Raw genomic sequence first — 16641 nt, 5'->3', positions numbered from 1 at the left:
TGAAGCGTCCTTGGAAGTGGTGGATAGGAAAAAAGCGAGCAAGAACCGGGCACGCGCCCGGCTGTCTTCCCTCAGCGCGACAGCCCCGGCCGCTTGATGCGCCCGGTGCCCGGCTCGCCGAGGTCGAAGGTGGTCACGCCGTTCACCGTGGCGTCGGCGCGCAGCGTCTCGGGGTGCGCGAGCGTCTTGCCCATGTCGCGCACGCCCGATTCCCAATGCTCCTCGACCGCGGCACGCGAGAACTCGTAGTCCTTCGACTCGAGCTCGTACGTCTTGTCGCGGTAGATCAGGTGAAAGATGTCGATCGGCTCGTGCGTGAGCTGCGCCTGCACCTCGACCACGCTCGGGTCGTTGCGCAGGCCGGGCGGCAGCTTGGCGATCAGGTCGGCAATGGCCTGCTGCAGGTTCATGTTGGCCGCCAGCGCGTCGGTGTTCAGGCGCGTGCGGCTCGAATAGGTGATGTCCTTCTGGCGCTCCATCACGCCCGACAGCGTGTGCGGCATCTCGCCGCGCGCGTTGAACAGGTCGACCTGCAGCACCACCAGTGCCTCGGAACGCGGGTGCGTGTCGAGCACGTACTGCAGCGGCGTGTTCGAGACAATGCCGCCGTCCCAGTAGTCGTCGCCGTCGATGTGCACCGGCGCAAAGCCCGGCGGCAGCGCGCCGCTGGCCATGATGTGCTCGGGGCCGATGCGCTGTCGCGAGTTGTCGAAGTACACCGAGTTGCCGGTGCGCACGTTGACGGCACCGACGCTGAAGCGCGCCTCGCAGGCGTTGATGCGGTCGAAGTCGATGAGCCGCTCCAGCGTGGCCTTCAGCGGCGAGGTGTCGTAGTAGCTCAGGAGCGGCGCAGCACCGCCCAGCAGCAGGGCCGGCGAGTAGCGCGGCTCGAAGAAACCCGGAATGCCGACCAGCGAGGCCATGGTGGCGCTCCACTGGTTCTGCGTGGCGCGATCGCCCAGCCACGACGGCAGGCGCTGCGCCGGCCCCGAAGACACCAGGTGCCAGAACTCGCGCAGCCGGTCGACCCGCTGCGCGGGCGCGTTGCCGGCGATGAGCGCGGCGTTGATGGCGCCGATCGACACGCCCGCGATCCAGTGCGGCTGCAGGTCGGTCTCGCTGAGCGCGGCGTACACACCCGCCTGGTAGGCGCCGAGCGCACCGCCGCCCTGCAGCACCAGCGCCTTGCGGGCGGTGCGCATGCCTTCGCGGCGGGCGATGAACGGATGGGGTGGTGCGGCGTGAGAAGCTGAGGATGAAGAAGAGGAAGCAGCGGTGGCGGCGCGAGGCTTTTTCTTGGGTGTCGTCGTCATGCGGTCATTGGACACCAGCCCCGCGACAGCCACCTGACCAGGGGCCTTTTCGCGGCTTCGGCCCGGACGAATCTCACATCTTCGGCAGCATCTGCCCGCGGATCTCGCCGCCCGGGTTGGCGGCCGTGTGGATGTTGGCGTACCACTTGCCGGCCACGAGATCGGCCGCCTGCGCCGGCGTGAGCGTGGCCTGGCCCTCGATCGGGCTGGCCGGACTCGCGAAGGGCAGCACCACGCCGGCATTCGCGCCCGCGGCGGCGGGCCCGTGGAAGTGGGCCGCCGTGGCCGGGCCGCTCAGGCCTTCGTAGGTGATCTTGTACTTGAGCACGTTGGTGTCGCGGTTGAGCCAGGCCTCGGCCATTCCGCTGCCGCGCGTCATGTTGGGCGGCACCTGGCTGGCCGCGTTCATCGCGCCGCTGAAGCTCGCGACGTTCGACTTCGACATCATTCCGCAGCCGGCCAGTGCGACGGCGGCCAGGCCCGCGACGAGGGTGCTGCGCCAGAGTGTGCGAGTGTTGTTCATGGTCGGGGTCTCCTGTGGATGAAAGCATTCAGCATAGGCAGACGACGCCTGCGGCCTTGTCGGCCAGCACCCCTTCTTCGCACGCCTGTGCAAGAGAATGCAACGATGATTTCCGACGACAAACTCCCTTCCGCACACGACGTGGTCGCCTTCTGGCGCGATGCCGGACCCGAGCGCTGGTTCGCGAAAAGCGATGCCTTCGATGCCGCCTGCATCGACCGGCTGGCCGCCGCCCACCAGGCCGCGGCCAGTGGCCGGCTCGACCACTGGGCCGACACCGCCGAAGGCGCGTTGGCCTTGCTGGTGCTGCTAGACCAGTTCCCGCGCAACGCCTGGCGCCAGAACCCGCACATGCTCGCCACCGACGGCCTCGCGCTGGCCGTGGCGCGCCGCGCCGTCGAGGCCGGCTTCGACCGGCAGGCCGAGGCGCTGATGCAGCGCTTTTTCTACCTGCCCTTCATGCACTCGGAGGTGCTGGCCGAGCAGGAACGCTCGGTCGAACTCAACGCCACGCAGGACGCCAGCACGCAGCACTTTGCCGTGCTGCACCGCGACATCGTGGCGCGCTTCGGGCGCTTTCCGCACCGCAACCGGATGCTCGGGCGCACCTCCACGCCAGAGGAGCAGAAGTTTCTCGACGAAGGCGGCTTCGCCGGTTAGGCCGTGTCGACGTGCGCGGGCAACGGCACGTCGCGCGTCGGCGACGCCTGCCCCGCCGGCTCGCCGATGGCGTCCTTCATCGAGCCGTAGGTGCGCGCATAGACCCAGGTGAACTCGGCGCCCAGCAGGAAGATCTGCGCCGAGTAGTACACCCACACCAGCACCACCACCAGCGAGCCGGCCGCGCCGTAGCCCGAGGCCACGCTGCTCTTGCCGATGTACAGGCCGATGAGGTGCTTGCCCACCGTGAACAGCAGCGCCGTCACCGCCGCGCCCACCCACACGTCGCGCCACTGCACCTTGGCGCGCGGCATGATCTTGTAGATCATCGCGAAGATCACCGTGACCATCGCGAAGCTGAAGACGAAGTTCACCACCTGCGCCAGCGTGGCCCAGGCACCGAACATCGGCGACCACCACTTGCCCAGCGCGGCCAGCGCCGCGCTCGCCACCAGCGACACCATCAGCAGGAAGCCGATGCCCATGATCATGCTGAACGACAGCAGTCGCACGCGCAGCATGTTGAAGACGCCCTTGTTGCGGGTGCGCGCGGGGGCGCGCCAGATGCGGTCGAGCGCGTCCTGCAGCTCGCCGAAGACGGTGGTCGCGCCCACGATCAGTAGCGCGATGCCGACCACCGTGGCCACGATGCCCTCGGTCGGCTTGTTGACCGCCTGCAACATGCCCTGCACCGCCGCCGCGCCCTGCTCGCCCATCAGGCCCGAGAGCTGCGCAAAAATTTCGCCGCGCGCGGCCTCCTGCCCGAACACCAGGCCGGCCACCGCGATCACGATCAGCAGCAGCGGCGCGATCGAGAACACCGTGTAGTAGGCCAGCGCCGCGCCCATGCTCGGGGCGTAGTCGTTGGACCAGGAAGCGAAAGCGCGCCGGCAGAGATCGAAGAGTGCGCGAAGTCGAATGAGCATGGCGTCGGGTCCCGGTGAAGCAGTGCGCCTACGATAATCGTTCCACATGCATCCGTCCGCCCCCGCCGCGGCATCGCCGCCCGACCACCCGCAGCCCGCGTCGCCACGCGACCTTTTTGTTTCGTTCACCTGGCTCGCGCTGCAGGGCTTCGGCGGCGTCCTCGCCATCGTCCAGCGCGAGATGGTCGAGAAGAAGAAATGGCTCACGCCCGACCAGTTCCTCGAGGACTGGGCCGTGGCCCAGGTGATGCCGGGGCCGAACGTGATCAACCTCGCGCTGATGATCGGCGACCGCTACTTCGGCCTGCGCGGCGCCGTGGCCGCGGTGGCGGGCATGCTCACCGTGCCGCTGTTCGTGATCCTCGCGCTGGCCGTGCTCTACGCGCACTACGCCGCCAACCCGCAGGTGGCGGCCGCGCTGCGCGGCATGGGCGCGGTGTCGGGCGGGCTCATCGCGGCCACGGGCATCAAGCTGATCCCGCAGCTGCGCAAGCATCCGCTGGGCTTTGCGACCTGCCTGGCGTTCGTGGCGCTGGTGTTCGCGGCCATCGCGCTGTTGAAGATTCCGCTGGGGTGGGTGCTGCTCGCGGTGGGCGGCGTGGCCTGCGTGTGGACCTGGAAGAAGATTTCCCCATGACCATCGCGATGCAATGGCACGACTGGCTGGCCCTCTTCGGCCAGTACCTGCTGCTGTCGCTGCTGTCGATCAGCGGCGCGATCACCACGGTGCCCGACATGCACCGCTACCTCGTGGCGCAGCACGGCTGGCTCACCGAGGCGCAGTTCACCTCCTCGGTCGCCATCGCCCAGGCCGCGCCGGGGCCCAACGTGCTGTTCGTCGCGCTGATGGGCTGGAACGTCGGACTCAACGCGGGCGGCGGCATCGGCGCCGGGCCCATGGCCTGGCTGCTAGGCTTCTTCGGCCTGATGGTCACCATGGTCGGCATCATGCTGCCGAGCACCACCCTCACCTACGTCGCCACGCGCTGGGGCCACCGCAACCGCACGCGCCGCGAGGTGCGCGCCTTCAAGCAGGGCATGGCGCCGGTGGTGGTCGGGCTGCTCATCGCCACCGGCTGGGTGCTGGCCGGCGGCAACCAGTCGAGCGGCGTGCCGGCCTGGCACCTGTGGCTGCTCAGCGGCGTGGCCGCGCTGGTGGTCTGGCGCACGCGCATCCACCTGCTGTGGCTGCTGGGCTGCGGCGCGGCGCTGGGCGCGGTAGGCTTCGTTTGAGCCTTTTCCCTTTCTGCATACTTTTTCTTTCAGGAGCCCTCTGCCATGTCGCAACTTCGTCCGCTCGGCCGTTCCAGCCTTCGGGTGTCTCCCCTCGCCTTCGGTGGCAACGTGTTCGGCTGGACCGTCGACGAGGCGGCCTCGTTCAAGCTGCTCGACGCCTGGCTCGACGCCGGCTTCAACTTCGTCGACACCGCTGACGTCTACTCGGCCTGGGTGCCGGGCCATGTGGGCGGCGAGTCGGAAACGATCATCGGCAAGTGGCTCAAGCACAGCGGCAAGCGCAACCGCTTGGTGCTCGCCACCAAGGTCGGCAAGCCGATGGGCGAAGGCAAGTTGGGCCTGTCGCCCAAGTACATCCGCGAGGCCGTCGAGGCGTCGCTCAAGCGCCTGCAGACCGACTACATCGACCTGTACCAGTCGCACGACGACGATGCCAACACGCCGCTCGAAGACACGCTGGGCACCTTCGACGCGCTCATCAAGGAGGGCAAGGTGCGCGCCATCGGCGCCTCGAACTACACGGCGCCGCGGCTGGCCGAGGCGCTCGATGTGTCGGAGCGCCTGGGCATCGCGCGCTACGAGAGCCTGCAGCCGCTGTACAACCTGTACGACCGCGCGGTGTTCGAAGACGCCCTGGAGCCGCTGTGCCTCAAGCGCGAAGTGGGCGTGATCAACTTCTACGCGCTGGCGGCGGGCTTTCTCACCGGCAAGTACCGCACCGAGGCCGATGCGGCCAAGAGCGCACGCGGTGCCAACACCACCAAGAAGTACCTGAACCCGCGCGGCCTGCGCATCCTCGATGCGCTCGACAAGGTGGCCCAGCAGTACAACGCCAAGCCCGGCCAGGTCGCCATTGCGTGGCAGATCGCACGGCCCGGCGTGACGGCGCCGATCGCCAGCGCCACCTCGCTGGCGCAGCTCGAAGAACTCGTGGTGGCCACGCAGCTCAAGCTGGACGCGGGCACCATCGACATGCTCGACCGGGCCAGCGCCGAGACGCCGGCCTGAGCCCCCGCTAGCCGTCGACCGGGTTCAGCGGCGTCGCCAGGATGCGCTGGTAGAACGCCACGTCGAGCCAGCGGCCGAACTTGAAGCCGGCCTGCCGCACGGTGCCTGCATGCGTGAAGCCCAGGCGCTCGTGCAGCGCGATGCTGCCGGCGTTCGACGCGTCGATGGCGCCGACCATCACATGCACCTCGCGCGCGATCGCCTCGGCCACGATCGCCTCCATCAGCGTGCGACCCAGGCCCTCGCCGCGGTGCGCGGCATCGACGTACACCGAGTGCTCGACCGTGTACTTGTAGGCCGGAAAGGCGCGGAAGGTGCCGTAGCTTGCGAAGCCCAGCAGCTTGCCGTTGTCGTCGACCGCACCGACCACGGGAAAGCCGCCGGCGCGCTTGGCGGCGAACCACGTCACCATGTTCTCGGGCGTGCGCGGCTTGTAGTCGTACAGCGCGGTGGAGTTGACGATGGCCTCGTTCAGGATCGCGAGGATGGCGCCTGAATGGGCTTCTTCGGTGCAGGCGATGAGACGCATGGTGTTTCTCTGTCGTTCAATATAAGAGAATAATAATCTCATATGGGAAACACTTCACCTTCCACCCCCTCGCCGGCGCCGGCCGATGGCCACATCGATGCGCTCATCGCCACCCGGCTGCTGGCGCTGCGCCAGGCGCAGGGGCTCAGCCTCGCGGACCTGGCCGGGTTGTCGGGCGTGAGCAAGGCGATGATCTCCAAGGTCGAGCGCGCGCAGAGCAGCCCCACTGCCGTGCTGCTGGGCAAGCTGGCCGCCGGCCTCGGGGTCTCGCTGGCGCAGCTTCTCACCGAGGACAAGGCCCAGCCGCAACGGCTGCGCAAACGGGCCGCGCAGGAGGTCTGGCGCGACCCCGAAGCCGGCTACCTGCGCCGCCAGGTCGCCGAGCGCAGCGCGGGCAGCGGCGTGGAGCTGGTCGAGGTCGAACTGCCGCGCGCCGCGCAGGTCGGCTATCCGCGATGGAGCGGCACGCCGTACCGGCAGAGCCTGTGGATGCTCGAAGGCGCACTGCAGGTCGACTACGGCGACGAGCGCTTCGAGCTCGCCCCGGGCGACTGCCTCGACTTCGGCGTCGACCGGCCGCTGGTCTTCAAGGCGCTGGGGCCCACCGCCTGCCGCTACCTGCTGGTCGCCGTTCCCGATTGATTGAACGATTGCCTGACCGATGCGGTAGGCAAGCTCCCACACGCAGAGACGACTCAGGCCGGTCCGGGCCACGGGGTGTGTCGGGATACTGCAAGGCATCTCAGCTACCGGAGCCGCACGATGTCCTTTGCGCTTTACATGATCGGCTTTCTGATCTTCCTGGCCGGGGTCGCCTGGGGCGCCTCGGTGGCCGGCGTGCCCACGCTCTACATCGGCATCGGTGCGCTGATCCTGCTGGGCATCGGCGTCTTCAGCGCCGTGGCCCGCACGCGCAGCAAAGACCCGTCCTGAACGAGCCTGATCGCTTCACAGATCAGTTCACACAGGCTTCACGCCCGGCGCACATGGCGTCGCTAACTTCGCAGGCGCACCACACCCCGTGGTGCGCTTTGCAAGTCAGCCTCCCATGCACGCCTCTTCTTCCTGTCTCTTTTCTCCCCACGCACCTTCCTCGTCGGTCGCGCCCTGCCCCGCGCCGGCCTTCGTGAGCGACCCGGGTACGGCCTGCACCCAGGTCGACCTGCTCGTCATCGGCGCGAGCTTTGCCGGGCTGGCCTGCGCCCGCGCCGCCGCCAAGGCCGGCCTGCGCGTGATGGTGCTCGAGAAGAAGGCCGCCGCCGGCGCCAAGCTGCACACCACCGGGATCATCGTCAAGGACGCGGTCGACAGCGTGCCGTGGCTGGCCGAAGTGCCGCCCGCGCTGGTGCGCCGCATCGAAGGCGTGCGGCTGTACGCACCCGACATGCACCACGTCGACCTGCACGCGCCCGGCTACTGGTTCTGGGCTACCGACGCGCCCGCGCTGCTCGACTGGATGGTGGAGTCCACCCGGGCCTGCGGCGTCGAGGTGCGCCTGGGCACGCTGTTCGAGCAGGCGCTGTGGGCGAACGGGCGCTGGGAGGTGCCGGTGGCGCAAGGCCCGTGCATCCGCGCGACCTACCTCGTGGGCGCCGACGGTCCGCATTCGCGCGTCGCCAAGGCGCTGGGCCTGTCGCGCAACACGCGCTTTCTCTACGGCGTGGAGCACGAGTACCAGGGCGCGCGCATGGCGCCCGACCTGCTGCATTGCTTCATCGACCGCCGGCTCGCGCCGGGCTACATCGGCTGGGCCCTCGACGGTGTCGGCGTGAGCCAGATCGGCCTGGCACGCCGCATGGGCCGCCACGACACGGGCGCGCTGCGGCTCGATCCGCTCTTGCGCAAGATCGCCTCCGTGGTGTCGCCCGGCGAGGCGCCGCCGGTCGCCGTGCGCGCCGGGATGATCCCCTGCGGCGGCGTGCTGCCGGTGGTGGCCCGCGAACGGGCGCTGCTGGTGGGCGATGCGGCGGGCATGGTGTCGCCCGTGACGGCCGGCGGCATCCACACGGCGCTGCAGCACGGCGAGCGCGCCGGCGAGGCCGTGGCGCGCTTCGTGCGCGGCGAGGCGGACGACCCCGCAACGTGGTTCGTGCGCGGCTACCCACGCTTTCTGATGAAGCGCACGCTGCGCTGGGCCTTCGACCACTTCCAGAGCGACTGGATGTTCAACCGCCTGCTCGGCACGGCGCCGATGCGGCGTGCGGCGGAACTGGTGTACTTCCACCGCAAGGGCAGCGGGCCCATGGCCCGCTAGCCCGCTAGCCTGAGGTCAACCGCCGCGCTGGCGCATCGCCTCGTAGAGGCACACGCCGCTGGCCACCGACACGTTCAGGCTCTCGACCGCGCCGGCCATGGGAATGCTCACCAGCTCGTCGCAGGTCTTGCGCGTGAGCTGGCGCATGCCCTCGCCCTCGGCGCCCAGCACCAGCGCCAGCGGACGCTTGAAGTCGCTCTGGTAGATCGTGCCCGGTGCGTCGTCGCTGGTGCCCACGCACCAGATGCTGCGTTCCTTGAGCTCGTTGAGCGTGCGCGCGAGGTTGGTCACCATGAAGTACGGCACCGTCTCGGCCGCGCCGCTCGCCACCTTGGCGACGGTGGCGTTGATGCCGGCCGCATGGTCCTTGGGCGCGATCACCGCATGGGCGCCGGCGCCGTCGGCCACGCGCAGGCAGGCGCCGAGGTTGTGCGGATCGGTCACGCCGTCGAGCACCAGCAGCAGCGGCACGGTGCCGGCCTCCTCGAGGCCCTCGAGCAGCTCGTCGAGCGAGCGGACCTGGGCCACGGGCTCGACCCGCGCGACCACGCCCTGGTGGCCATGGCTGCCGCTGAGCTTGGACAGCCGCAGGCCGTCGGCCTCGACCAGCCGCACGCCGGCTTCTTGCGCACGCGCAATGAACTGTTTCATGCGCGCATCGCGCCGGCTGGCGTCGAACATCACTTCGAGCACCGATTTCGGCGCGGTCTTGATGCGCACGCCCACGGCATGGAAGCCGAAGATCACTTTGGGAGAAGACATCCCCTGATTATCGAGGGCGCGGCGCCCTCGGCCTCAGGCCAGCGGCAAACCGCTGTTCGCGCGGGTGCGGTCGTCGTGCAGTTCCTGCACCACCAGGGCGTTCATGTGCACCTTCAGCGTGTTGCCCACGCTGCCCAGGTACTGGCAGGCGGCGTACCCCTCGGCCGCCTTTTCGTAGCGCGCCACCCAGGCGTCGCGCGCGGGCAGCCGGTCGGGCGACACGGGCCAGACGCCCGGGCGCGGGCGCAGGTGTTCGGCGATGCCCACGCGCCAGGGCTTGGCGCTCAGGCGGGCGCGAAAGCAGTTCTGGTTGCGGCACATGCGCGCGTAGACCTTGTCGGCCCCCAGCGTCTGGAACACGTCGGTCACGGCGGCGTCGAACGGTGCGAAGACATCGTGCATGGCCAGCACGCGCAGCCCGGCCGGCGTGCGGTACAGCCGCAGGTGCCAGTCGGGATGCTGGTGGATGAAGCGCTCGACACGCGCCCGTGCGCCCTCCAGCGGATCGCTCTTGTCCTCGGTGAGGCGCAGCCCCTCGTAACGGGCGCGCCAGAAGCCAAAGGCTGCCACAAGCATGAAGGCAGCCACGCCCGCCATCGCCGAACGCGTGCCGTAACCCGCAACCAGCGCCCCAATGAACGCCATGCCGATCACCGTCAATCCGCGCGTGCTGTCGCGCAAATCCTGGACCTCGAAGTCGACGTCGACGAACAGCACGTCGGGCGTGTTGAGGCAGCGCGCGCCGTAGCCGTTGCGGGTGACGACGCTGTCGCCCTGGCGTTCGACGATCTCCTCGCGGATCGGCACGCCATTGGCGCCGTTGTAGGCCAGCTTGCGTTCGCGGCGCTCCAGCTTTTCGCCGTCGACCACGATGCGGTCATAGGCCTCGCGCGTGCGCTGGTCGGCATGGGCCTGCGCGGCGAGCGGGCTGTCGTCGGACCAGCCGAAACGGCGCACCGTGACCTGCCGGCCGGCCACCCGCTCCTGGATGCGGCCTTCTGCCCAGAACTGGGGAACGATCACGGCCTCAGGCGCCCTTGAAATACGACCACGCCGCCGCCGCGATCAGCAGCACGACGATCACCGGCAGCCACTTGAAGCCACCGCCGGTCACCCGGCCCGGTTCGGCCATCGGGTTCACCGCAGCGCTCGACGGCAGGTGCCCGAAGTCGCCGGCGGCGGGGTTCTGGTGCGCCTCGACCAATTGCTTGGCCTCGGCCAGGCCCAGGCCCGTGGCCTCGCGCGTGAGGCGCACGGCCTCGACCTTCTGGCCGCGCGCCAAGGCTGCGAGTGCGGCGGCCGGCACCGCGGCGGGGCCGTTGCCCTGCATGCCGCTGCCGGTCTCGGCCGCAGCGTCGCCCCGGCCCCAGTCGCCCTCCTGCCAGTCCGCGGGCGCGCCTGCGGCGACCGCGCCGCTATTGGCATAGCGCTCGACGGCCTCCTTGGACGACTTGAGGTCCATGCCGGTGCGCTCGCGCACGATCTTGATGGCCTCGATCAGGTTGCCGCGCTCCAGGGCGGCGATGGCCTCGGGGGGAAGCTGGGTCATGAACTCTCCTCTGTGTTCGGGGAGCGCCGCGGGAGCCGGGCGCTGTCTTTCTTGCTGGCTCAGGCGGCCTGAGCGACGGTCGATTCGGGTGTTTTTTCGTTGAGCGCCACGCGCCCGGCTTCGATGGTGATGCGCCGTTCGCACTGCGAGGCGATGCTGCGGTCGTGCGTGACCAGCACCAGCGTGGTTCCCAGCTCGCGGTTCAGGTCGAACATGAGCTTCATGACCTGCTCGCCGGTGGCGAAGTCGAGGCTGCCGGTGGGCTCGTCGGCCAGCAGCAGGGCCGGCTGCACCACGAAGGCCCGCGCCAGTGCCACGCGCTGCTGCTCGCCGCCCGACAGCACCTTGGGGTAGTGGCCCAGGCGCTGGCCCAGCCCGACGCGGCCCAGCATCTCGGTGGCGGCCTTGCGCGCGTCCTTGCGGTTGGCCAGCTCCAGCGGCAGCATGACGTTCTCGAGCGCGCTCAGGTTGCCCAGCAGCTGGAAGCTCTGGAACACGAAGCCCACGCGCTGGGCGCGCAGCGCGGCGCGCTCGTCCTCGTCGATGGCGAAGATGTCGTCGCCCGCCAGCTTCACGGTGCCGCGCGTGGGCGTGTCCAGCCCGGCAATGATCGACAGCAAGGTGCTCTTGCCGGAGCCCGAGGCGCCGACGATGGCGGCGGTTTCCCGCGCGCCCAGGGTGAAATGGATGTCCTGCAGAATGTCCAGCGTGCCGGCCGAGTCGGTGACGGACTTGAAGACATGCTCGACGGCGACAATGGCATCAGACGGGGGTTGGGACATGAAAGGCTTTTCGTTTTGAATCGACGTGACTTTATCTTGACCACCGCCGCGCTCGGCAGCGCGGGGGCATGGACGGGTGCTGCGGCCCAGGCACAGACGGCATCGGCCGGCAAGCCGGTGATCCTCGTGCTCGGTGATTCGCTGAGCGCAGAGTACGGCCTCAAGCGCGGCGAAGGCTGGGTACCCTTGCTGGAAAAAAGGCTTGCGCAGCAGAAGATCGCAGCCTCGGTGGTCAACGCCAGCATCAGCGGCGACACCAGCTCCGGCGGTCGCGCCCGCTTCCCCGCCCTGCTGGCGCAGCACAAGCCCAGCCACGTGGTGCTGGAGCTGGGCGCCAACGACGCCCTGCGCGGCCTGCCGCTGTCGAACACCGAAGACAACCTGCTGCAGATCACCAAGGCCGCGCAGGCCGCAGGCGCGCGGGTGCTGATCGTCGGCATCCAGGTGCCGCCGAACTACGGCGGCGACTACACGCGGCGCTTCGAGGCCGTGTTCGCGAAGGTGGCAGGCGCGACGAAGTCGGCGCTGGTGCCCTTCCTGCTCAAGGGCGTGGCCGATGCGCCCGACGCCATGACGCTGTTCCAGTCCGACCGCATCCACCCGACCGCCGCGGCGCAGCCGCAGATCCTGGACAACGTCTGGCCGGAGCTGCGCAAGCTGCTGCCCAAATAATTTCTTCTCCTTGCGCGCCCCAAAGAAAAAGCCGCCGCAGGCCTGCGCCTGCAGCGGCTTTTCTGTTTTCAGGGGGACCAGGAACGAGGGGTCATCCGTTCTTGGTCGGCAACTCGGGTGCCGTGGGGGGATCGCGTTCGAGCGATGCCACGTCGGTCTCCGGGTCTCCGGGGGCCAGCCCGTCGCTGCTCGGATTGAGCTTGCGGTTCGCCTTCTCCCGGAGCTTTTCTTCCTTCTTTTTCTTCTTGGCCAGCTCTTTCTGGCGCTTCTCGTAGCCGTAATTGGGTGTTGCCACTGCTTCTCCTTCAGGCGAGGCAGTCAGGGTGACTGCGCTTCAGCCTACTGTAAGCGATAACGGTGCAGTCTCAAGACGCGGCGCCGGCGGCCGTTTCGAACTCGAACACACCTTGCAAACCCGGGTAACGCTGGTGCATGAACCAGCCCATGGCCCCTGCGCCGGCCACCAGGGCCAGGACCGTCGCGGCCACCATCCATCCCATATGTTCGCCCATCGGCCACAGAACGATCACGGCCAGCACCGGCAACAGCCCGGCGAGCGATGACAGCCACATCCAGCGCCTCGGGGCGGGCATGGGCGCCCAGGTCTGCGGGTCGATGCCGGCGTCGATGAACACCTCGGCGTCGAAGCGCAGGCGTGGGCTCGGCTGCGTGGCCAGGTGCAGCAGCAACGCACGCAGCAGCGCGGCCCGGTTGCGAAAGCGAAGGACACGGCCGGTGTCGACGGTCAGCGCCAGGGGCAGCCGGATCTCCCTGGGTTCGCCACCCTGTGCCACCTGCTGGAACACCAGCCGCTTGACGATGGCTTCGCTCGATACGAACTCGGTCTTCACGTCATGGAAACCCGCGCGCGCACGGCACACCTCGCGCCAATGCACCACCTGCGGCGATGCCGGATCGCCCCAGCACATGCCGTTCGAATCGATCCGCAGCATCCCCTCGCCCACGCGCGGAAACTGGCGCAGCAAGTACCAGATGCCGCCGCCCAGCGCCCCGAAGAGCAACAGTCCGAGCAGCAGTAGGATCGCTTCGTTGCCGCGCGCGTTGGACCAGTCTTCCTCGAGCATCACGGCGGCGACGAGCCCTGCCGCCATCAACGCGAAAAACGCCACCAAGCCGCCGATGAGGAGCCGCGTGCCGCGCAGGTCGGGCACGCCTTCCAGCGGGCCGGATTGCGCGAGCGCCTCCAGCACCTGCACGGGCACGTCCAGCACCCGCGACGCGACGGCCCGTGACGCGGGCGCCGCCGCATCGCGCGCAGCCGGCGGCGCGACGCGCTGGCCCTTGCGGTGTTTCCTGCCCACTGCGCGCAACAGCGCCTACATCTGCAGCAGCGCCTGCTGCAGGTCGGCACGCAGGTCGTCCACGTCCTCCAGGCCGACCGAGAAACGCACCAGCGTGCCCTTGTAGGGCCAGCGGGCCACGCTGGCGTCGCGCATCAGGCCGATGTCGTAGGGCACGACGAGGCTGATCGGGCCGCCCCACGAATAGCCGAGGCGGAAGAGCTTCAGGCTGTCGCAGAAGCGATCGACCTGCTCGGTGCTGAAGCGTTCGTCGAACACCACCGAGAACAGGCCCGCGGCCAGGTCGGTGGCACCGCACAGCGCGCGCCAGTTGGCGTGGCCCGGCGAATCCTCGAGCGCGGGGTGCAGCACCTGCGCAATCTCTTCGCAGCCGTTGAGCCAGCCGGCCAGTTCGCGCGCGGCGCGGTCGTGTGCGCCGTAGCGCAGCGCCATGCTCGGCAGCGAACGCAGCAGGGTTTCGACGTCGCCCACGCCGATGCCGAAGCCGGTGCGCATGTGGGTGAGCTTGAGCGCGCGGTGCAGGCGCTCGTCGCGCGTGACGACGCTGCCCATGAGCACGTCGCCACCGCCGCTGGGGTACTTGGTGAGCGCGTGCACCGACACGTCGACGCCCTGCCCCGTGCCATTGAAATCGAAGGGCGCGAAGGCCAGGCCCGCGCCCCAGGTGTTGTCCAGCGCGGTCATCACGCCGCGCTCGCGGCAGACCTCGGCCAGCGCCGGCAGGTTGGGGAATTCCATCGTCACCGAGCCGGCCGCTTCGAGCCACACCAGCCGCGTGCGGTGCGAGAGCTTGGCTTCCAGGTCGGACGGATTCATGGCGTCGTACAGGCGGTGCGTGATGCCGAAGTTGGCGAGCTCGCCGGTGGCCAGCGCCTTGGTGGGGCCGTAGGCGTTGTCGGGAATCAGCACCTCGTCGCCGGTCTTGAGGAACGCGAACGAGACCAGAGAGATCGCGGCCAGCCCGCTGGGCACCAGCAGGCATTCGGTGCCGCCTTCGAGCGTGGCCAGGCGCTCCTCGAGCGTGAAGGTGGTGGGCGTGCCGTGCAGGCCGTAGGTGTAGCCGGCCTTGGTCTTCCAGTCGCGCGCGCGCATGGCGGCGACGTCGGCGAAGAACACGGTCGAGGCCTTGAACACGCCGGGCTGCGGCGCAGCGAAGGTGGCCGGCGGCGTGTAGGGATGGTGGATCAGGGTCGTGGAAGGCTTGCTCATGTGCCGATGCTAGCGCCCCGCGAGGAACCCTCGACGGCCGTGACATTCTCCGTTCGATGTCGACGGCCTTGGCCGGATCGCACGCGCATTGCGGATAGAGTTGCCCCTCCGAAAATAAAGGGAGGATTTTCTCGATGCGTCATCTGCTCATCACCATCACGGCCGCTGCGGCCCTGTCCGCCTGCGGCGGCATGAAGAACCTGGATTCCAACGCGCTCGCGGGCGCCGGCGGCAGCGCCTTCAAGGCCATGTCGCTCACCGACGGCGACGTGCAGGCCCTGGCCAATCAGTCCTGCGCCGAGCTCGACAAGAGCTCCAAGGTCGCGGGCCCCGCCGATGCCTACAGCAAGCGCCTGGAGCGCGTACGCCAGGGCCTGCCCACCACCATCGGCGGCCAGCCCGCCAGCTACAAGGTCTACCTCACGAAGGACGTGAACGCCTGGGCCATGGGCAACGGCTGCATCCGCGTCTACAGCGGCCTCATGGACCTCATGAACGACGACGAGCTGCGCGGCATCATCGGCCACGAGATCGGCCACGTCGCCCTGGGCCACAGCAAGAAGGCCATGCAGACCGCCTACGCCGTGTCGGCCGCGCGCGGCCTGGCCGGCGCCACCGGCAATGCGGCGATCACGCAGCTGTCGTCCTCGCAGATCGGCGACTTCGCCGAGAAGCTGGTCAATGCGCAGTTCTCGCAGTCGCAGGAAACCGACTCGGACAACTACGCCTTCGACCTGCTGACCACGCAGAAGCTCAAGCGCGAAGGCCTCGTCACCGCGTTCCAGAAGCTGGCCAAGCTCGACGGCGGCAGGAGCTCGATGCTCAGCTCGCACCCCGCTTCCGGCGACCGCGCGGCCAACATCCAGAAGCGCCTCGCAACGAGCAAGTAAGCAGCCTGGGCCGGGGCGGCTCCTCGGCGCACAATGCGCCGATGCTCACCCGCCCGCCCTTGCCGGGGCCCGTCGCGCCATGCAGCTGACGCGGCCCCCGTCCCCTCATTTGCGGCCCTTCCTGCGGCTGCTGTGGGCCTCGGCGCCCGAGGGCACACCCGACACACGCACCGGCGCCCGCGAGCACGTGCTGCCCACGGGCGGCATGCACCTGGTGTTCCGGCTTTCGGGGCCGCCGCTGCGACTCTTCGACGACACACGCGACCTGCGCGGCCACACGGTCGGCCATGCCATCGTCGGCGGTGCGCGCGCCGCGTTCTACCTGCGCGATGTGTCGGTGGCCACACGCTCGGTCGGCGCGCAATTGCACCCCGGTGCCGCCCGGCTACTGCTCGGCGCACCTGAAGACGCTCTGGGTGGTCGCCACACGCCGCTCGACGCGCTGTGGGGCGAAGGCCAGACCGCCGAGGCGCTCGAACAGCTGCATGCATCGTCCGACGACCCGGCCCGGCAGCTGGACGTGTTCGAGGCCCTGCTGACCCGACGCCTGGCCGCTGCCACCCTGCCCCGCACCAGCCCGCGCGGCCTGCACCCGGCCGTGGCCGCCTCGCTGGGGCAGATGACGCGCGACACGCCCGCATCGATCTCCACGCTGGTGGCGCGCAGCGGCTACAGCCACCGGCGCTTCATCGCGCTGTTCCGCGCGGCGGTCGGGCTCGCGCCCAAGGAGTACGCCCGCGTGATGCGCTTCGATCGCGTGCTGGCGCTGGCCGCCGACGATCCCGCGCGCGCCTGGGCCGACATCGCGCTCGCCGCGGGCTACAGCGACCAGGCGCACCTGAGCCGCGAGTTCTCGGCACTGGCCGGCCTGTCGCCGCAGGCCTGGCGGCAGACGGGAGCAGCGTCGCCGCGTCATGTGCCGGCTGTCAGTACGGCAGGTCAAATTCCTTCAAGACGCTAGCGCCGGGGCTGCGCAGAATCGGCGCCACGGTCCCCGTTTCAACAC

General features: G+C 69.3%; 21 protein-coding genes. 10 read left to right on the top strand and 11 right to left on the bottom strand.

Annotated elements, in window-relative coordinates:
• Positions 1 to 71: 71 nt before the first annotated feature.
• Together AC07XP_RS12400 and AC07XP_RS12395 are read right to left on the bottom strand one after the other, a co-directional pair.
• A complete protein-coding gene (locus AC07XP_RS12400) occupies positions 72 to 1313 on the bottom strand; it encodes a patatin-like phospholipase family protein (protein ID WP_495264825.1) in 1242 nt (413 codons plus the stop codon).
• Positions 1314 to 1386: 73 nt separating this feature from the next.
• On the bottom strand, positions 1387 to 1836 hold the full coding sequence (locus AC07XP_RS12395; RefSeq protein WP_070060984.1) for a CHRD domain-containing protein: 450 nt from the start codon (positions 1834 to 1836) through the stop codon (positions 1387 to 1389).
• Positions 1837 to 1941: 105 nt separating this feature from the next.
• Here AC07XP_RS12395 and AC07XP_RS12390 point away from each other — a divergent pair, with 105 nt between their 5' ends.
• Entirely contained in the window at positions 1942 to 2496 is a 555-nt protein-coding gene (locus AC07XP_RS12390; protein WP_495264824.1) for a DUF924 family protein, read from the top strand.
• On the opposite strand, the gene AC07XP_RS12385 is transcribed toward AC07XP_RS12390, so the two are convergent.
• Positions 2493 to 3422 carry a YihY/virulence factor BrkB family protein gene (locus AC07XP_RS12385; RefSeq protein WP_487849479.1) on the bottom strand — a complete coding sequence of 310 codons (930 nt, stop codon included), beginning with the start codon at positions 3420 to 3422 and terminating at the stop codon, positions 2493 to 2495. The two genes, AC07XP_RS12390 and AC07XP_RS12385, sit on opposite strands and share 4 nt — an antisense overlap.
• 46 nt (positions 3423 to 3468) lie before the next feature.
• Here AC07XP_RS12385 and AC07XP_RS12380 point away from each other — a divergent pair, with 46 nt between their 5' ends.
• Genes AC07XP_RS12380 through AC07XP_RS12370 form a run of 3 tightly spaced genes read left to right on the top strand, consistent with a single transcriptional unit; the run spans position 3469 to position 5666 of the window.
• Positions 3469 to 4059 (top strand): chromate transporter, encoded by a 591-nt coding sequence (locus tag AC07XP_RS12380; protein ID WP_070060987.1) that lies wholly within the window; start codon positions 3469 to 3471, stop codon positions 4057 to 4059.
• Positions 4056 to 4655, top strand: coding sequence for a chromate transporter (locus AC07XP_RS12375; protein ID WP_070060988.1), 600 nt, complete (start codon positions 4056 to 4058; stop codon positions 4653 to 4655). Before AC07XP_RS12380 ends, AC07XP_RS12375 begins: the two co-directional genes overlap by 4 nt.
• A 45-nt stretch (positions 4656 to 4700) precedes the next feature.
• The gene (locus AC07XP_RS12370) at positions 4701 to 5666 is read left to right on the top strand and encodes an aldo/keto reductase (RefSeq protein ID WP_495264823.1); all 966 of its coding nucleotides are present in this window, start codon (positions 4701 to 4703) and stop codon (positions 5664 to 5666) included.
• Positions 5667 to 5673: 7 nt separating this feature from the next.
• Here the strand turns inward: AC07XP_RS12370 and AC07XP_RS12365 are convergent, their stop codons facing one another.
• Positions 5674 to 6195 (bottom strand): GNAT family N-acetyltransferase, encoded by a 522-nt coding sequence (locus tag AC07XP_RS12365; RefSeq protein ID WP_495264822.1) that lies wholly within the window; start codon positions 6193 to 6195, stop codon positions 5674 to 5676.
• 42 nt (positions 6196 to 6237) lie between these two features.
• On the opposite strand from AC07XP_RS12365, the gene AC07XP_RS12360 reads away from it, so the two are divergent.
• The 3 genes from AC07XP_RS12360 (at position 6238) to AC07XP_RS12350 (ending at position 8449) form a co-directional block, all read left to right on the top strand.
• A complete protein-coding gene (locus AC07XP_RS12360; protein WP_495264821.1) occupies positions 6238 to 6837 on the top strand; it encodes a helix-turn-helix domain-containing protein in 600 nt (199 codons plus the stop codon).
• Positions 6838 to 6957: 120 nt separating this feature from the next.
• Positions 6958 to 7128 (top strand): hypothetical protein, encoded by a 171-nt coding sequence (locus tag AC07XP_RS12355; protein WP_167395039.1) that lies wholly within the window; start codon positions 6958 to 6960, stop codon positions 7126 to 7128.
• A 115-nt stretch (positions 7129 to 7243) separates the two neighbouring features.
• On the top strand, positions 7244 to 8449 hold the full coding sequence (locus tag AC07XP_RS12350; RefSeq protein ID WP_495264820.1) for an NAD(P)/FAD-dependent oxidoreductase: 1206 nt from the start codon (positions 7244 to 7246) through the stop codon (positions 8447 to 8449).
• 15 nt (positions 8450 to 8464) lie between these two features.
• Here the strand turns inward: AC07XP_RS12350 and rlmB are convergent, their stop codons facing one another.
• The 4 genes from rlmB to AC07XP_RS12330 are packed head-to-tail and all read right to left on the bottom strand — an operon-like array spanning position 8465 to position 11542.
• Complete coding sequence (gene rlmB, locus AC07XP_RS12345) at positions 8465 to 9211, bottom strand: 23S rRNA (guanosine(2251)-2'-O)-methyltransferase RlmB (RefSeq protein WP_070060993.1); 747 nt, start codon at positions 9209 to 9211, stop codon at positions 8465 to 8467.
• Positions 9212 to 9244: 33 nt separating this feature from the next.
• Positions 9245 to 10234: a hypothetical protein gene (locus tag AC07XP_RS12340; protein ID WP_495264819.1), complete on the bottom strand. Its 990-nt coding sequence runs from the start codon at positions 10232 to 10234 to the stop codon at positions 9245 to 9247.
• Positions 10235 to 10238: 4 nt separating this feature from the next.
• On the bottom strand, positions 10239 to 10760 hold the full coding sequence (locus AC07XP_RS12335; RefSeq protein ID WP_495264818.1) for a ribosomal protein L7/L12: 522 nt from the start codon (positions 10758 to 10760) through the stop codon (positions 10239 to 10241).
• A 59-nt stretch (positions 10761 to 10819) separates the two neighbouring features.
• Complete coding sequence (locus tag AC07XP_RS12330) at positions 10820 to 11542, bottom strand: ABC transporter ATP-binding protein (protein ID WP_062480734.1); 723 nt, start codon at positions 11540 to 11542, stop codon at positions 10820 to 10822.
• Between the two features lie 36 nt (positions 11543 to 11578).
• Here AC07XP_RS12330 and AC07XP_RS12325 point away from each other — a divergent pair, with 36 nt between their 5' ends.
• Positions 11579 to 12214 (top strand): arylesterase, encoded by a 636-nt coding sequence (locus AC07XP_RS12325; protein WP_255221200.1) that lies wholly within the window; start codon positions 11579 to 11581, stop codon positions 12212 to 12214.
• Between the two features lie 91 nt (positions 12215 to 12305).
• On the opposite strand, the gene AC07XP_RS12320 is transcribed toward AC07XP_RS12325, so the two are convergent.
• From AC07XP_RS12320 to AC07XP_RS12310, 3 genes are all read right to left on the bottom strand, one after another.
• On the bottom strand, positions 12306 to 12509 hold the full coding sequence (locus AC07XP_RS12320; protein ID WP_062480739.1) for a hypothetical protein: 204 nt from the start codon (positions 12507 to 12509) through the stop codon (positions 12306 to 12308).
• Between the two features lie 70 nt (positions 12510 to 12579).
• A complete protein-coding gene (locus AC07XP_RS12315) occupies positions 12580 to 13545 on the bottom strand; it encodes a hypothetical protein (protein WP_495264817.1) in 966 nt (321 codons plus the stop codon).
• A 6-nt stretch (positions 13546 to 13551) separates the two neighbouring features.
• Complete coding sequence (locus AC07XP_RS12310; RefSeq protein ID WP_095745643.1) at positions 13552 to 14745, bottom strand: PLP-dependent transferase; 1194 nt, start codon at positions 14743 to 14745, stop codon at positions 13552 to 13554.
• 134 nt (positions 14746 to 14879) lie between these two features.
• Between AC07XP_RS12310 and AC07XP_RS12305 the strand changes: the two genes are divergently transcribed.
• Entirely contained in the window at positions 14880 to 15635 is a 756-nt protein-coding gene (locus tag AC07XP_RS12305) for a M48 family metallopeptidase (protein WP_495264816.1), read from the top strand.
• 79 nt (positions 15636 to 15714) lie between these two features.
• Positions 15715 to 16596 carry a helix-turn-helix domain-containing protein gene (locus AC07XP_RS12300; RefSeq protein WP_495264815.1) on the top strand — a complete coding sequence of 294 codons (882 nt, stop codon included), beginning with the start codon at positions 15715 to 15717 and terminating at the stop codon, positions 16594 to 16596.
• Positions 16597 to 16641: the final 45 nt, after the last annotated feature.

The organism is Variovorax sp. GW531-E2, from assembly GCF_059423125.1.
The sequence above is the reverse complement of the archived record's forward strand: the minus strand, read 5'-3'. Positions and strand labels throughout refer to the sequence as shown.

What these genes read in the sequence shown, in the direction of transcription:
- AC07XP_RS12400 (WP_495264825.1), bottom strand. Translation starts at nt 1,313, where the DNA reads ATGACGACGACACCCAAGAAAAAGCCTCGCGCCGCCACCGCTGCTTCC.
- AC07XP_RS12395 (WP_070060984.1), bottom strand. Translation starts at nt 1,836, where the DNA reads ATGAACAACACTCGCACACTCTGGCGCAGCACCCTCGTCGCGGGCCTG.
- AC07XP_RS12390 (WP_495264824.1), top strand. Translation starts at nt 1,942, where the DNA reads ATGATTTCCGACGACAAACTCCCTTCCGCACACGACGTGGTCGCCTTC.
- AC07XP_RS12385 (WP_487849479.1), bottom strand. Translation starts at nt 3,422, where the DNA reads ATGCTCATTCGACTTCGCGCACTCTTCGATCTCTGCCGGCGCGCTTTC.
- AC07XP_RS12380 (WP_070060987.1), top strand. Translation starts at nt 3,469, where the DNA reads ATGCATCCGTCCGCCCCCGCCGCGGCATCGCCGCCCGACCACCCGCAG.
- AC07XP_RS12375 (WP_070060988.1), top strand. Translation starts at nt 4,056, where the DNA reads ATGACCATCGCGATGCAATGGCACGACTGGCTGGCCCTCTTCGGCCAG.
- AC07XP_RS12370 (WP_495264823.1), top strand. Translation starts at nt 4,701, where the DNA reads ATGTCGCAACTTCGTCCGCTCGGCCGTTCCAGCCTTCGGGTGTCTCCC.
- AC07XP_RS12365 (WP_495264822.1), bottom strand. Translation starts at nt 6,195, where the DNA reads ATGCGTCTCATCGCCTGCACCGAAGAAGCCCATTCAGGCGCCATCCTC.
- AC07XP_RS12360 (WP_495264821.1), top strand. Translation starts at nt 6,238, where the DNA reads ATGGGAAACACTTCACCTTCCACCCCCTCGCCGGCGCCGGCCGATGGC.
- AC07XP_RS12355 (WP_167395039.1), top strand. Translation starts at nt 6,958, where the DNA reads ATGTCCTTTGCGCTTTACATGATCGGCTTTCTGATCTTCCTGGCCGGG.
- AC07XP_RS12350 (WP_495264820.1), top strand. Translation starts at nt 7,244, where the DNA reads ATGCACGCCTCTTCTTCCTGTCTCTTTTCTCCCCACGCACCTTCCTCG.
- rlmB (WP_070060993.1), bottom strand. Translation starts at nt 9,211, where the DNA reads ATGTCTTCTCCCAAAGTGATCTTCGGCTTCCATGCCGTGGGCGTGCGC.
- AC07XP_RS12335 (WP_495264818.1), bottom strand. Translation starts at nt 10,760, where the DNA reads ATGACCCAGCTTCCCCCCGAGGCCATCGCCGCCCTGGAGCGCGGCAAC.
- AC07XP_RS12330 (WP_062480734.1), bottom strand. Translation starts at nt 11,542, where the DNA reads ATGTCCCAACCCCCGTCTGATGCCATTGTCGCCGTCGAGCATGTCTTC.
- AC07XP_RS12310 (WP_095745643.1), bottom strand. Translation starts at nt 14,745, where the DNA reads ATGAGCAAGCCTTCCACGACCCTGATCCACCATCCCTACACGCCGCCG.
- AC07XP_RS12305 (WP_495264816.1), top strand. Translation starts at nt 14,880, where the DNA reads ATGCGTCATCTGCTCATCACCATCACGGCCGCTGCGGCCCTGTCCGCC.
- AC07XP_RS12300 (WP_495264815.1), top strand. Translation starts at nt 15,715, where the DNA reads ATGCAGCTGACGCGGCCCCCGTCCCCTCATTTGCGGCCCTTCCTGCGG.